This is a genomic window from Nocardia sp. TBRC8007 (genome assembly GCF_056629435.1).
Genome location: NZ_JBWSOR010000021.1, coordinates 33,602 through 48,272, shown reverse-complemented (window position 1 = coordinate 48,272; position 14,671 = coordinate 33,602). Strand labels below are relative to the sequence as shown.

The window sequence follows — 14,671 nt, the reverse complement described above, 5'->3', positions numbered from 1 at the left end:
GGATCGTCTACCCGTCGCTACGACGAGGGGAAGAAGGCGGCATTGACTGTGGCCATCACCGCTGACCGCATTTTGGCGGCTTCGGCAGCGGCCGCATGGGCAGCGGCTGTGATCAGATCCCCGACATGCGCGGAGGGTAGCTGGCATACCCGTTGCGACAACTGCAGCGCGACGAGTTCTCCATGTCCGTTGACAGTGGCCTGCACTAAACCGTCGTCACTGGTGTGAACCCCACGAATTCGGTCGAGCTGCTGTAACGCCTGCTCGACCACATCGAGCTTGTTCGCGACACCCTCGAACAGCATCTCCAGCTCCGCATTCATGCGGTATCCCGATCCCGCTCGGGTGGGGCGCTGACACCGGGTTGTCCGCCAGATTTCTGGTCGTGCTCGTCAGTCGTTCGAGCAGGTGGCAGCGGTGCAGCTGCCGGTGGCGGCGGTTCTGCGGGTTTGGTTGCTTGTGGCGCAGGTCGCGCGTTGTCGGTGGTCGCGGGTGCAGCTGCCGGTGGCGGCGGTTCTGCGGGTTTGGTTGCTTGTGGCGCAGGTCGCGCGTTGTCGGTGGTCGCGGGTGCAGCTGCCGGTGGCGATGTAGGCGCCACGGGTGGTGATACACCGATCGGTGGTGGTGCCGTCGTGGTCGGCCCGCCCGGAGGCGATGGTGGGGTGGAGTTTGGTGGCTGAGGGTTGAGCATGTCGGTGGCGGCCTGTGCGGTGGTGTTCAGTCCGTGATCTGCCAGTTCGACACCGACTTTGGCGGTGGAGTCGATGAGATGCTCGACCACATCGACGCCTGTGTCGATGGTGTGAGTAACGATGTCTGCGCCTGCGGTGATGGTGTGGGTTACCAGGTCTACGCCGGTCTGTACGATGCTGTCGGCGACCTCCTCCACTGCCGAGACTCCGGTCGCAGTGAGGTGGTTGGCTATATGCGCCAACGGGTCTGCTCCCTGTCCGGGAGTCCCTGTTGTTAGCGGTATCGTCCCTGATGTGACCGCGCTGGGGGCGGTACCGGGGACTGTATAAGACGGGGCTAGGCCGTGGGACGGGGCTACGCCACCGCCGACGTTGAGTGCGAGGGGTGGGGGTGGTTTCAGGCTCGGCAGATCAGCCGTGGCCTGGGTCAGGCGTTTCCTGTGCTCGGTGAGGGAGCCGGTTAGCGTCGCCACTGTCGATGAGCCCCACCCCATGTGTTCACGTATCAGGGTCAGTAGCGCCACCACGCCGTCCGGAGTGGTCAGCTGACCGGTGGTGGCGAGCAGGTTCGCCTGCCGGTAGAAGTCGGCGATGATGCTGTCTAGAGTGCCGCGGGCGGCTTTGACCTCGTATGTTGCGCTTTCGAGGATGGTGGACAGCGTGGCACCGACATCGGCGAGGGCCGCTGCGACCTTCTGGGTGTCGCTCGCCTTTTGTGCGGCAGCGGCCCCGGCGTTCGAGGTCCACGCCACTTCCAGATGTGCCCTTGCTGTGCGGCCGGCGCTCGCCACGGCGTCGATCCGGTTGCCCGCGCCTCGCAGTGCTTCGGTGAGCGTGGACAGCTCCCCATCAGCGCCGAGAGTGGCGCGTAGCTGATGCAGTGGTTTGGCTGTGGCCTCGATCAAGGGGTTCACCGCTACTGGTGCGGGAATCGATGGGTTCGGAGCCATTACGCCTCCTCGGTTGGGCGGAAGACACCGAGCAACGGTTGGTCGAGATTGTCCTGTCGCAGCGGCGACAGCTGGACAGGGTCACCTGCCTCGATCATCAGCCCATTCCCGACCGCCATGGCGACATGGTCGCTCCAGACGATCAGGTCACCTGGTCGGATCTGGTCCCAATACACACGTTCGCCCTCGGTCTGCGACGCCGCGGACCGAGGCAATTCGAGACCTGCCTGGTGGTAGGCGTATTGAGTGAGTCCGGAGCAGTCCAAACCACGACCGGGGGTGCCGCCGCCCCACACGTATGGGGTGCCGAGCGTGCCCAGTGCAGTTCGAACAGCCGTAGCCGCCTGCGGGTTCGGGGCAGTGACCACGCTGCCGTTGGGCAGCCGGACCTGTGTCCCACCGGCTGGGGTGGCTGCTGTTTGCGGTGTGGGCGTGGGCGTGAACGCCGGCGTCATGGTCTGATCACCGCTGGAGGGAAGCGACGGCATGAACCCTGTGGATGACGGGGACACTCCCCCACCTGCAGCAGAAGCAACCGTTGTGTGTGTCGAAGGCGACGAGTCGAGCATCGACAGCGCACGGCCGAACTCGTTGTCGTGGTTGGTGTAGCTTGCAGCGCTCACCGAGACGGTCTCTGCGACGACGTCGACGCCGTCAGCAAGCCGGTTGATCGCGCCTGTCCAGTCACTCAGCCCGGTGGCGTAGGCGGCGATCAGTTCCGCGCCCACTGTCCCCAGGATCGGTCTCAGCAGGTCTGCTTCCGCGGCAGCCGCGGTAGTCGCTGCTGCCGCGAGCGCAGCAGCCATCTCGGATGCCGCTGTGTGGTATCTAGCGAGCTCCTCTGGATTAACCCGCAGAAAATCGTTGCCTACCAAGTGGATCGAACCCCCCGTTCTAGCGTGTATCTGTCGAAACCTACATCAAAAGCTCAGAAGTGACGAACTGATAGCTGTCGATCAGGCGGCACCTATCGCGCTGATCACGAACCGGCCATCGGGATGACGTGTGGTGGTGAAGAGCTGATTCCACACGGACACCGGTTTTCCTGGGACATGCTCGGTGACATCGACACGCCAGGTATCCGGCGTGGTGTCGGCGACGATCTTCAGACAGTACGTAGTACCGATCGGTGCGTCGTCTATGCCTTGCTGGATCAGAGCCGGTTCCAGACCGGCGTCAGTGGCCACCACTTGCATGGCTTTGGCTGCTGAGCGTTCGGTGTAGTAGGCATACTCGAACCACTGGATCACTCCGGGCCCGGAATCGGTTGCACCAGGTGCTGCCCCAGTGATCACGTCCGCTTCGACGGCGTCGACACATCCGGGCGCGGCCGCTGGATTAGTAGACGACGGCTCGGGCGCTGCCTGGGGTGAGTCGGTCTGCTGCGCAGATTGCGCCCCGGTCGATAAGATCACCGCGGCGATGACAGCCCCTAGAGTGACTGTGGCGCCGAGAGCGAGCCACAGGTTGGTTCGCCTTCTCGAGGCACGATCCTCAGCGGTTTCGACGAATGTCGGCCGTGTCGGTCGTTTCGGTGTGGACACAGCCGTACCCATCGAGGATTCGTCGGTCCATCCGGCCCACTCCGCGTCATCGTCGGCGAGCTCCTCTGCTTCAGCAGCGTGCTCCTTGGGGACCGGGTCGCTGCCCCGGTCCGGTTTGCTCTTTTCCCCGACTTCGTCAGGGGTTTGCACCAAAGGGACATCGAATCCGAAACCCGCACCGCCGTTGTTGTTGCCACTCATAGTGCTGTTTCCCCTCCGTTCACAGGCCCCGGTCCCGGTCTATACTCGGCGACTGGATTCCGCCGCGCACACCTCCTTTGACCCGGTTCGTTTTCGGTGCGCCCACCGCTTGCTTCGGTGAGGTGGTTTGCACGCGGTCGGCGACGCGACGAGCCGCTGACCGCGTGTCGGCTTCTTTTGTGTTCTGCGTGGATTCGCTCGCAGCATCGGCGCCTTGTTGGGCGGCTTTCTGCATGGCCCACACCGACAAACCCACCACGTCGCGGGCGGTCGGAAAGTGCAGTCGCGCCACTGCGTCAGCGAGAACCTCTGGTTTCGCTGTGCCACCCGCAGGATGGGTCAGCGCACGGAACACCTTCTCCACCTTCGACCACGAAGGCTTGGCGAGGACCTCCTCCGATACGCGGCCACGCAATAGATCAGCCAAGGGCATCGAGTGAGACTGTTGATTAACAGTCGCGGTCTGCTCAGGTCTGCCGGCGGCGACCCACAGCGCCCGCGCTGCATCACCGACATCCTCACCGTCGTGACCGGTGACGGCTTGAGCGATACCGTGTTCGGCCAAATCCTTACCGAGTGCGCCTGCCCACACGCGGGCTTGGGTGATGTCGTGGAGCCGGATCAGGTGCGCGTCGGCGCGGGCAGGATCGACGGCGCGGGTCTGCGCCCACTGGGTGTAGAAATCCGGATTGTGGTGTCGGGCCCACTCGTGGGCGCGGTCCAACGCTGCGGCCCGCGCAGTCGGGGAACATTCGGTGAGATCCGGATGTGGCAGGCCCGCCGCCTCACGCGCACGCCACGCCTGCCACAGATCCGCCAACATATCGCCGGGCCCGCCGGGTTGTGCCTGATCGTCGTCAACTGCGGCCTCATACACTGCCAACTCCGCCAGCGCCGTGCTTGCCACCGCTCGTAGTGCCTCACCACGGCGCCAGATTGCCCGCATGTTCTCGGTCACCTCGTCGGCGCCCACGCCCAGGACGTGCCGATAATGGTCGGCTGCTGCAGCGTGGTCCGCATCGACCACATGTGTGAGCTCCGTTGCGAACCGGTCGGCGTCCGGACCTCTGGTGCCCAACGTCTTCAAGCCGTCGAGTTCCTCACCAAGGCGCTCTCGCCAAGATCCCGGCATGGTCGCGGGATCCGCAGTGGCGTCAGCGGCATCGGCGCCGGTGACATTCAGCTCCAGGTCGGGGCGGACACCCGGTTCGCGGCGGCGCGCGTAATCGCGGGCCGCCGCTGCGAGCTGTTCAGGGTCGATACCTACACCGCGCAGGTAGGTTTCGATGTTGCCTGCGATCTCAGCCGCCAGCGGGCTGCGGTGGCGCCAGGCCGTCGCCTGCTGATAGGTATCGGCGATCCGCTGCGGATCGAACCCGGCGAGCTGGCGGACCGCCGAGCGCACCGACCGCAACTGTTGCTCGGCCAACCGCTGTTCGCCCGCAACACGGCGTTCCAGTTCCCGCCGCTGCCGCGCTCCCCTCGCGTCGGCCTGACGCTGCATCAGTTCGAGTCGCCGCGCATACAATGCAGCAAGTTTGGCTGCCGTACGCAACATGCTGTGCAGCGCAACAGCCAAATCCCTGCCGGGGTTCTCCAGTTCGACGCTCATGCCACCATGCTCCCGTCGTGTGGCAACGGTGGGATCGGTTCGGGGTCCAGCGACAAATGCCCCTTCACACTGTGGCAGCGCGCGAACGGGCCTTCCGGTGACATCAGCACCGCCATGTGCACATCAGCATGATCACGCAACCACACCGAAATCCCGGTAGCCGCGTCCTGACGCAGGTTCTCCCAGGCCCGCCAGATCGCCTCCAGCCGCACCAACGCCGCAGGATGCTCCCACCAGCGCGGACACCACCGTCGGTCCTTCAACGTCTCCACATCGACCTCGAACACCCCGAACAGCACCGAAGTGCAGAACTCCTGCACGTTCGGATACACCAGCTGGTTGGGGGATTCGCCGCGAACGAGGGTTTGGAGCTCGTATTCAGCCGCCCCGGCGGCCAGTTCCTCGAGCCGGTCTGCCATCGGCCCCTCCAGGGCCTCAACAACCTTGCTGCGGGCGATTTTCTTGATCTCGGCCAGCAGCGCCGTACGCGTGTGCTGCGCGATCAGATCGCCGACCTCACCGGCGAGCAACTCACCCAAATCGGGTGCTGCGATGTCAGGTCCGCTCACGGTCATGTCCCTCCTACCCTGCCGCTACTTTGCGTACTGGTGATGCGCGCCGGGTCGTAGGTGTCGAGCGAGTCCTCGACCCGATCAGCCCACGCGCGCCGCCACCACGGCACCGGTGCGATCATCACCGGTTTGCCGCCCCACAGCACGATCACGCGGCCCTCGGGCAGCTGCGACAGTTGCGCCGGGGTCAGCGTGGTTTCCTTGGTGGCTTGCCGCGACACCGATACCTGTCCGGAGCCGCTGGCCATGAGTCCGGCAGGGCCGGAATGGTTTGTTGAGGAGCTGATTTCCCAGTGTTGGCCGATCAGTGTCGACACTTTCCCCAACCAGGTGTCGTCAGCGACCCCGCCGCCGTAGACACGGACGTTGGCGGCGCTCCACAGCTGCTCCATCGGCTCCGGCCCGAAACACGCCACCCCTTGAGACCAGTTCTGCAAGATCGCCAACACCACGATCCCCCTGGAGCCGTAGTGCGAGTATTTCGCTGGCAGATCAGGCCACCGCACCACGTTGGCCAGCTCGTCCAAGGCAGCGACCAGCGGCACCGGTAACCGGCCACCAGCACGTTCACCAGCGGCTTCCGCAGCATCCAGCACCGCCCAGGTCAACGCTGTCGCCAACGCACCGGCGGAGTCGACGCCCTCCTTGCTCATCGCGTACAAGGTGCCTCGTGAAGACACGAAAGCGCGAGGGTCGAACTCGGTTCGCCCGGATTTACCAGTCACCCAGTCAGCGACCGCGCGGCGGCGCAGCACTCGCACGACCTTCTTCGCCGTGCCGAACAAACCATCACGTTGGCGTTCGGTGAGTGCGTAGAACGCCTCCAACGCTGTCGCGGCCGCATCGAACTCACTTTTTTTCAGTATTTTCACCGGTTCATGCGGACGTTCCGCGATCCAGGTGTACACGCTTGTGGCTGGTTTGGATCCGACCGCCGCGGCCAGAAACATCAACGACACCAGATCGCGGCCCTCGACATCGAAGTAGCCATCGACCCGCGCCCCGGCCGGGGTTTCGGACGCGGCGAAAATATCGGCCAGCTTCTCCGCGCGGGAGTCCCACAGATCCCGTTCACCCATCGTGATCGCCGAGATCGGATCGAAGAACCACGAAGGCTTCTCCCCGACGATGCGTTGAGGATCGAACACCCACACCGGCCGACGGTGGCCCTGCTCGTCGACCTCCCGCACACCGCGGGTCGCATCGACCACGTCACGTTTGTTAGAGGTGACCAGCACCGCCCCGGGCGCCTCTACGATCGCCGGGATCACCCGCGTGGTCGTTTTCCCGCGCCGCGGTCCCCAGATGTCGATCGACAGCTGCTCGGCATTGGAAAACAGCATCTGGTCTGGGTCGGCGGCTCCTGCCGGGGTGACCGGCACCCCGAGCGATACCCCCGGCCATACGGGATCCAGGTTCAACCGCCGCGCGGCAGCCTCCCCAGCCGCCCGCGACAGTGGCACGAGATCCTTGAGCCCGGCGAGGTTTTCGGTCGCGAAATCGAACCGGCTCCGCGAACCTGACCTCGTGCTTCGCAGCAAGCGGGCCCGCGCGACTACCGCGAGGATCATCACCTGCACACCGAGCAACGCCACCGTCCACGCTGTCGCGGCCACCGGCCACTCGATGCGGTCGAAGACCACCGCGGGCAGTATCGCAGCCGGGTTGCCCGGCTCCGCCCCGGACAGCGCCAACGCACCCCATAGGGTGCCGGTCACCGACACATACAGCGCGATCCCGATCACCGCCGCGGTGAACCCTGCCGACGACTCCCCTGGATATTTCGGCCGATCACCCATCGCGCACACCTGCGAACCGGGTATCGGTGTCGTGCCAGCCCTCAGCGACTTCGATGTCGGTGAGTACCGTTTCGAACGGCACACCCGGAACCCGGTCGGTGCCGATGCGCAGCAGGAACCGGCCCCGTCCGGGTGCGGCACTGCGGGTTTTGGTGTCCGGGTCGTAGGCGCCGGGGGTCGACCAGGCTGCCACCATATCCCGGTCGGCTGCGGTGAACGGCACAATCGCATCCAGCGCCGCCATTTCCTCGCGCGGCAGCGCCCCGACGATCAACGCGCCGGCGCGTTCGATGAAACCCTTGGCCTTCTTCACATCAGCGGCCTCGGCGAGCGCTTCGAGGTCTTTGATGGTGTGGGTGATCAGCAACAACGCTGTGCCCAGTCCACGGGTCAGACGAGTGGTGGAGTTGACACGCTCGACCATTCCCGGTCCCGCCGCCAGCACTCGCCACAGCTCATCAAGGACCGCCAGGAAGTTCTGTTGCCCGACCAAACCCGCATCGGCTAGAACGTGGGCGGCTTCGATCGCACCGAACCCGTCCTCCCAGCAGGCGTACAGGATCGCGGCCTCGAGCTTGCTGTCACCGCGTGTCACCGCCGAAATATCCACGCAGATCGCGGGCGGTAGCGTCCCGGTCAGATCCAACGGGGTCGAAGAATGTCCGGCGAACACCTCCCCCATCTCACCGTCGAGCAGTGCGTCCAGTGTGGCTTGCAGGCCACGCACCTCAACGCGGTACTCCTCGGCGTCGCGGGCACGGGCCTTGCGCTGCAGCTGTTGCGGCGCGGAATCGATCAGCGCCGACAAATCGGTGATCCGGGGCGGTGTCTTGGGTCCGAACCGGTCATCGGAGTCCAGGAGGCGCAGCGCGGCGCCGAGCACATTACGTTCGGTCTGCCCCAGCGGTTCACCACGCTCGATCTCACACAATCCCTGGATCAGGCGGCGCCGACGTGCGTAGACCTCCTCAGCCACCGAACGCGCCAGGTCAGTGCGCCCGGCCTCGACCAGCCGCGGCACGATCGACCCGAGCGCACCCACCGCCAACGGATTTAATGTTCCCTGTCCGTGACCCAGCCGGATCACCAACCCGCCCAGCACCTCAACCAGCTGTGTGTACTCACCCTTGGTGTCACCGAAGATGATTGGGCAGCGCCCCGCCGCGACCTCACCGACAACGATCTTGCGCGACAATGTCGACTTGCCGAAGCTGGGTAAACCCAGCACAAACGCTGACGGCGTGTTCTGTAGACGAGAGACGTATGTCGCGCTGGTCGGGTCGTAGCACATCGTGCCGCCGGTCGCTTGATTGATCCCCAGCGGCGTCCCGGTCAACGGGTGGGTATCGCCGCACACGAACGGGAACAATCCACAGCCCTGCACGGTCGTCGCGCGGAACCGCGGGGGTGGGTCGACCACACCCATCGCGCCGCCACCCGGACCCTCGAAACCCCGCCCGGTCAGCGAATACGCGCGCCGCCACTTCGGTTCCCGCCGAGCCGGGTCGTGTTCGGCACGTTCAGCGCGCCGGCGCGCCTCGTCCTCACGTGCACGTTTGCGCGCCGCCGCCGCGCGGACACGTCGCCCCGCCACCAACACATCCGTGTGCGGCGCCACCGTTTTCGCCCGCTGCGGCTCATACGAGCGCAGCACCCGGTCATTGACCCATCGACGTACCCCCATCAGTCGACCTCTCCCTGCAGGGTCGCCGACACCGTCGCGTGATCCGGCAGCAGCACCCCAACCCCTAAACCGGCCAAAAACGCCGCGGCCTGCTGCCGCCACGCCGGACGGATCTTCAACCTGGCACCCGCGGCCAAGTCGCGGGTGATGTCCCCGCACGCCTCCAGCTCCTCGCGGCTGCCGCAGGTCACCGTAATCAACATCGCGTAGTCGGTGACTCCCGCCCCGCGGGCTTCCTCATCGCGGGCCTGCTGGGTGGCAGCGAGCTTGATCTCCGCGCGCGCCGAGGTCAGCCCGCGGCCCGCCGACACCGTCGCGATCGCCGAAAGATGATCGGCGTGCACGCTCGCCGCTGCTTGCGCGGGCGGAAGTGGCCGGTGGATCAGCGTGATCCGCTTCCGTGGAATATCACCGCGACCGGCCAGAAGACCAGCAAGGATCTGCTCGTCGAAAAACCCCGCCGGTGGGGCCTGCATCACCCATGTCCGGCTGACCGATCCGTCATGCACGTAGGTCTGCCGATCGACTTCCTGGGCCTCCAGCGGCCCGGCATCCAACCAGTCCACCCCCATCCCCACCGGCGGCGCACCCCGATACCGCATCAGCTCCTCCACCGCCGATTCGGTTTCAATCCGCGCGTCGTAGCAGCGACGCACCGTCGCCGCGATCTGGTGATCACTCATCGGCTCGGCAACCACCTGACACCGCGCCAAACCCGCGCACAACGCAGGAAGCCGCTCAGCCAGATCGGCCACCATCACCAACGGATCACGCCGTTTCGCCTCGCTACGGGCAGTCCAGGTGACCGCGACCCGGGTATGTAGCTGATGCCCGCTGCGGTCGGCGGCGCGGCCGGCACCGGCTTGGCGTAGCCACACCCGCGCAGGCGTCGGCGCGGACTCCTGCTCGATGCGCGCCATCTCCGCCGCCAGTCGCGCCCCGGTCTCCGGGATCGTCTCGGCCACTGTCACAATCGCGGCCACATCCCCGGTCTGTGACACCATCGCCAGGAAATCGCCCCACTCGGCGACCATCCGATTGATCGCCGACTGCTCCATACCTGCCGTGCCCTGCGACGAACACCGCAAGATCACCGTGTATTGATGGGTGGCCGGCATGTGGATCATGCCGAACCGGCGACCGTACTTGTCGGTGCCGTGCCACATCTCGGTGTCCGCACCCACACCCGGCATCCGGGTGCGGCCCGCCGGGGCCTGCGACAGCGGGCCCGCCCGCAGGATATGTCGCCCCGACCTGCGTTGTTTGCGCCACGCCCACTCCAACAAGCTCACCTCATATCCTGTATGCCCGGCCACCCGAACCGACAACGGAACCGCCGCCAACAACGACAATCCCGCCCACGTCAAACCGACCAGCCGAAACCCGATCATCGCGACCACCGCCCCGAACAGCACCGAGGCGAACAGCCAGAAAAACACTCGCTTGGGCAACCCGAACGCGAATGTCCTCCGCACCTCGTGTCCAGGCCCGTAGGTGCGTCGCCGCGCCGCAGCCGTCTGATCCACCATCACCAAACCCCCTCTCGACTACTGTCTCTGCGCGCCATCAGGCCGCTGCGGCGGAGTCTGCGGGCCACTGGTAGCCCGCGCCGCACCATCGGCGACCGCCGCTTTCCCGGAGTCATGAGCGCCCTTCGCGGCGACGACTGCGGCCGCCGCTGGCCCCGCAGCCGCCGCGCCACCGGTAGTTCCTGCGGCCGCACCCGATGATCCGCCCGCGGCAACCGAGCCTGATGCCCCGGCGCCGTACCCACCGCCGCCACCATTGGCTCCACCACCGCTGGCGCCGCCGTTGGGAACCGCTCCGGTCGGCTTGTCAGATGGACCAGCACCACTCTCACCGCCTTGCGCGCCACCGTTTACGCCGGAGTCCAGCATTCGGCTGGTGCTGCGACCCAACGGCACCGCGCCGGTAGCCAAGGTGCCCGCACCCAGCGCGGACGCACCCGACCCACCGGCCATCCCGCCTGCCATCGGCACCAGCAGTCGCACCAGCGCGGGCAAGGTGAGAAACGACATCGTCAACAAGATCATCCCCGCCAAAGTGCCCTGCACGCCTTCCGAACCAGCCGCCAACGAGAACGCGACCCCATACACCAGGCTCGCGATCAGCGGGAAGGAGAGGAACACCCACATCCACGCGATCAGCTTGCGGTAGGCCATCATTCCGGCCTCGGTACCGGAGAACGACGCCACCAAAGGCAACACCCCCAGCACCAGCTTGGACACCGCGATCTGCAACAGGATGAACACCATATTCGCCACCGTGCCGAGGATGCCCACGATAGCCAGCACGAACAGCAGACCCGAACCGAGCGGATGCAGCGCGGCGACATCGAACATCTTCTGCGCCGCATCTGCGGCATTGTCGCGGACCATCGCGTTGAGAATCCACCGACCAGCCTCACGCATCGCATCGTCGGCCACCACCGCGACCACTACCAGGCAGGCGCTGACACCGACCGCGCGCGCCGTCATTGTCACCGCCTCACGCGCCATCCCGGCGCGCTGCGCCGCCGCGGCCATCGCGACACGCACCAGCGCGACACCCGTGGACACGATGAACGCCACGATCTGGAAGAACCGCAAATACGAGTGGGTCTTCCCGACAATGTCACCGGTACCATCGGTCTGCATCTCCCCCGTAATCGGCGTCTGATACCACCACGACAGCGAGCCCACCAAACCCCGCTTCCAGCCCTCCGCCAGATCCCCAGCAGCAGAAGCCAACACACCCTTCATCGCCTCACCCAGAGCCTCAGCGGGGTTTAATGCAGCCTGACCCACATCACACACGCTTTCGATAGCAATGTCTGCTCCTGGCAACGGAATCGCGTCGCCGATCTTGCGACATGGTGCGTAGATGTCGGTCTCTGGCTGCGCAGACCCGACCACCGGGGTCAGCGCCAGCATCGCTGCGACAACCCCGACGATCACCAGCAGGCGCTTCACCACTGCGTCCACCCGACCAGGGACACCAGTTGGATGCGCCGAGGACGGTCGAGACTGGCCCGAAGCTTCCAATCCCCTTCCACCCACACAACGTCGAATTGGATGGTGCGCCAGGTGTTCGGTTGTTTGTCGGGCATCGCATACTGGATCACGGCATGCTCACCGTCCCAACTGGTCAGCCGGAACGCGCTCGACCGCACCCTCGGTAGCTGGTCATCGGAGATATCCCAGTCCTTGGTGGGTTGAAGTGCTGCAATGTCTTTGGGTGTGCCAATCATCTGCCTAGCTAGGATTTCTTCGTAGTTCTCTCGGCTGATCGTTGACCGCAGCCCGATCTGGTATGCCGCTAGAGCGGCCCCTTGCGGGGTGCGGGTGTATCCGACCGCGAACTGATCTTGGTCTATTCGGGTCGGCCCGTCGCTTGTGGAGAATGGCACGATCACCGGTCCCACCGCCTGCCACATCATCCCTGTCGGTGCGTCCGTGACTGGGCAGTTCGGTGAGGTCGGGCACTGGTATGCGGCACGGGTGACCGGTCTTTGTGGGAGGGCCTGGCCGCCAGGGGCGTGGGGGTGGGCGACCGACTGTCCCAGCAGATCCGCCGATGGTGGGCCGAATCCTTGGTCTGGCTGCGGATGAGACTCCGGTGCCGCCATGGTCGGCCTGACCTGCTGCCCGTCTGCGTCGTCGGTGTCGGTCACTCGCATCACGATCACGCCGAGTGAGGCGACGAACACGATGGCCATGAACACTCCGGCCAGGACCAGGGTGGTGCGACTACGCATGAAACCGCTGCGTTGGCCGTCTGGGAGCGGGGTTGTCACAGGGCAGCCTTCCTTCTAGTGAATTCGGTCGATCTGGCGAGTCAAGTGAGCAGCAGCGCGGCCCACGCGGCGGCCGAAGACATCGCGATCGCGCAGATCACCACAGTGATCAGGCGATGGGAGGCGCGGGCGAGATCGGTGTCCCCGTTCTTGTAGGCGGCAGCGAACTCGACACCGGCCCAGATCGCGGCGCCGACAAGGATGGCGGCTACAAACCACAGCAGGTAGCCGAGGAGAGTGAGGATCGGGCCCATCACCGACTGCGGTGGCATGATCATCTGCTCGGCGAGAGACATGGTCATTGCCCCATGAACATGGTGATCCAGCTGGCCGCGGTGACGGAGATGATCGCACCGATCGCGCATCCGGCGATCATCATCTTGCCGTTGCGGCTGGCATGCCCCTCCTCGAACGAGGCAGCGAACTTGACACCGGCGTAGATGCCGTAGGCAGTCAGCGCAGCCGCCGCCACCCACAACCCGAAACCGAGCAGCTGGAGGATCTTGTCCGATCCCGGCGGCGCGGTCATCGTCGGTTTGATCTCTTGGGCCAGCACCATGCTCATAAAAACGGTCGTACTCATTTGAGAATTCTCCTCATCAGGTCGTGTTGATCTGGCTGGTTATCGTGTCAACCAGCTGGTCGGTCAGCGCGAAAAGGCTTCGCCTGCGGCACTTTCTTGCATGCGGCAGCGAACATCTCGATCGCCACCTCCGCGACCGGTGGCGGTGGCGCCGCCGTCGCATTCACCCGGCCACGACGCCACCGCGATGTGTGTGGGGTCGTGGCCGCTTCCGGCGACCAGGGCGCCAATTCGTGCGGTTCGAGAGACCGCCACGGCTCGATCCAGCCCAGCCGCCACGCGCTCCCACCGACATCGGCCGTCAGGGACTCGATCACATCGCGTCGTGCGGCCACAGCCGTGCTGACAGGACGGTCACTATCGGCGACGGTCAACACCCCCAGCAGCTGCATGCCCGCTGGTGTGGCCTGGTTCACGTGCGCCACTACCGCGTCGTGCACCGCGACCAGCCCCGACATGTGCGTGCGCGCCACCAGGATCACCAGTGGCGAGTATCGGGCGCTGACAGTCCGGGTGGGCCACCGCTGTCCCGCATCCCCCGCCGGCGCGATACTGGCCGCCAACGTAGTCACTCCCGCGCCACCATGCGCGCCGACCAGCCACATCAGCGGCGCGCGACCCACCCCCGGGACCGGACCGTCCCACACCGGCACCGAATCCTGCTGATCCATCGGTCTGTCGTCTCCCATCACCATGTCCGGTAGTCGTCCAAGCGCCACCCGCCTGCGGTGAGCACCAGCGTGAGCGTCGCCGTGACCGGGTCCAGCGGCTCACGATGCCCGTCCGGGTACACGGCGCTCTGCTGAACTGCGACCTTGCGCTGCGCACGATCAGACGGTTCGCTCACCGGACGTTCCCCGGACACGAACACCGTCGCCTCGACCCACGCGCCAGCCTCAGCCCACGCCACCCACCGCGGTGACACCGGCGCAGCCGTATCAACCGATACCTGCTGCAGCAAACGAGGGCTCAGCCACGCCGCAGTACGGCGCAGCGAATCCTCCGGCCCTTCCGACGATGGCCGCAACGTCATCAGCTCCCGCATCGCCCCCACCGCGACCACATCCGGCGAATCCCCGACCGCCGGACCAGACCCGGTGATCGGTGACGACCACCCCGGCACAGTCGACGACGGAGTCGACCCCGCGCCGTCGCGGGAAGAATCCCCGCAGCCGGTGAGTACCGTGACAGTCACGATCAAGGACGCGGCCAGCCGCAGGGCCGTCAACGCACTCACG

15 protein-coding genes are annotated in these 14,671 nt (G+C 65.8%); all 15 read right to left on the bottom strand.

Translation table 11 applies throughout. The features are described from left to right. Nucleotides 1-17 precede the first annotated feature (17 nt). Nucleotides 18-323, bottom strand: a complete 306-nt coding sequence (locus ACX4ZE_RS16155; protein ID WP_480274266.1) for a YbaB/EbfC family nucleoid-associated protein — start codon at nt 321-323, stop codon at nt 18-20. Continuing rightward, a complete protein-coding gene (locus ACX4ZE_RS16150; RefSeq protein WP_480274265.1) occupies nt 320-1,642 on the bottom strand; it encodes a hypothetical protein in 1,323 nt (440 codons plus the stop codon). Before ACX4ZE_RS16150 ends, ACX4ZE_RS16155 begins: the two co-directional genes overlap by 4 nt. Continuing rightward, nucleotides 1,642-2,517, bottom strand: coding sequence for a C40 family peptidase (locus tag ACX4ZE_RS16145; RefSeq protein ID WP_480274264.1), 876 nt, complete (start codon nt 2,515-2,517; stop codon nt 1,642-1,644). The genes ACX4ZE_RS16150 and ACX4ZE_RS16145 overlap by 1 nt, the downstream gene beginning before the upstream one ends. Nucleotides 2,518-2,598: 81 nt before the next feature. Further along, nucleotides 2,599-3,387, bottom strand: a complete 789-nt coding sequence (locus ACX4ZE_RS16140; protein ID WP_480274263.1) for a DUF8176 domain-containing protein — start codon at nt 3,385-3,387, stop codon at nt 2,599-2,601. Nucleotides 3,388-3,406: 19 nt separating this feature from the next. Further along, nucleotides 3,407-4,999 (bottom strand): hypothetical protein, encoded by a 1,593-nt coding sequence (locus tag ACX4ZE_RS16135; RefSeq protein ID WP_480274262.1) that lies wholly within the window; start codon nt 4,997-4,999, stop codon nt 3,407-3,409. Then, nucleotides 4,996-5,568 (bottom strand): DUF4913 domain-containing protein, encoded by a 573-nt coding sequence (locus tag ACX4ZE_RS16130; RefSeq protein ID WP_480274261.1) that lies wholly within the window; start codon nt 5,566-5,568, stop codon nt 4,996-4,998. Before ACX4ZE_RS16130 ends, ACX4ZE_RS16135 begins: the two co-directional genes overlap by 4 nt. Before the next feature lie 2 nt (nt 5,569-5,570). Continuing rightward, nucleotides 5,571-7,370 carry a type IV secretory system conjugative DNA transfer family protein gene (locus ACX4ZE_RS16125; RefSeq protein ID WP_480274260.1) on the bottom strand — a complete coding sequence of 600 codons (1,800 nt, stop codon included), beginning with the start codon at nt 7,368-7,370 and terminating at the stop codon, nt 5,571-5,573. Continuing rightward, nucleotides 7,363-9,054, bottom strand: coding sequence for a hypothetical protein (locus ACX4ZE_RS16120; RefSeq protein ID WP_480274259.1), 1,692 nt, complete (start codon nt 9,052-9,054; stop codon nt 7,363-7,365). Before ACX4ZE_RS16120 ends, ACX4ZE_RS16125 begins: the two co-directional genes overlap by 8 nt. Beyond that, nucleotides 9,054-10,583, bottom strand: a complete 1,530-nt coding sequence (locus tag ACX4ZE_RS16115; RefSeq protein WP_480274258.1) for an SCO6880 family protein — start codon at nt 10,581-10,583, stop codon at nt 9,054-9,056. Before ACX4ZE_RS16115 ends, ACX4ZE_RS16120 begins: the two co-directional genes overlap by 1 nt. 18 nt (nt 10,584-10,601) lie before the next feature. Further along, nucleotides 10,602-12,029, bottom strand: a complete 1,428-nt coding sequence (locus tag ACX4ZE_RS16110; RefSeq protein WP_480274257.1) for a hypothetical protein — start codon at nt 12,027-12,029, stop codon at nt 10,602-10,604. After that, nucleotides 12,023-12,850: a DUF8175 domain-containg protein gene (locus tag ACX4ZE_RS16105; RefSeq protein ID WP_480274256.1), complete on the bottom strand. Its 828-nt coding sequence runs from the start codon at nt 12,848-12,850 to the stop codon at nt 12,023-12,025. Before ACX4ZE_RS16105 ends, ACX4ZE_RS16110 begins: the two co-directional genes overlap by 7 nt. Nucleotides 12,851-12,891: 41 nt before the next feature. Then, entirely contained in the window at nt 12,892-13,152 is a 261-nt protein-coding gene (locus ACX4ZE_RS16100; RefSeq protein WP_480274255.1) for a hypothetical protein, read from the bottom strand. After that, nucleotides 13,149-13,433, bottom strand: a complete 285-nt coding sequence (locus ACX4ZE_RS16095) for a hypothetical protein (protein ID WP_480274254.1) — start codon at nt 13,431-13,433, stop codon at nt 13,149-13,151. The genes ACX4ZE_RS16100 and ACX4ZE_RS16095 overlap by 4 nt, the downstream gene beginning before the upstream one ends. 47 nt (nt 13,434-13,480) lie before the next feature. Continuing rightward, nucleotides 13,481-14,104, bottom strand: a complete 624-nt coding sequence (locus ACX4ZE_RS16090) for a hypothetical protein (protein WP_480274253.1) — start codon at nt 14,102-14,104, stop codon at nt 13,481-13,483. A gap of 17 nt (nt 14,105-14,121) precedes the next feature. Next, nucleotides 14,122-14,670 carry a hypothetical protein gene (locus ACX4ZE_RS16085; protein ID WP_480274252.1) on the bottom strand — a complete coding sequence of 183 codons (549 nt, stop codon included), beginning with the start codon at nt 14,668-14,670 and terminating at the stop codon, nt 14,122-14,124. Between the last annotated feature and the right edge of the window lies 1 nt (nt 14,671).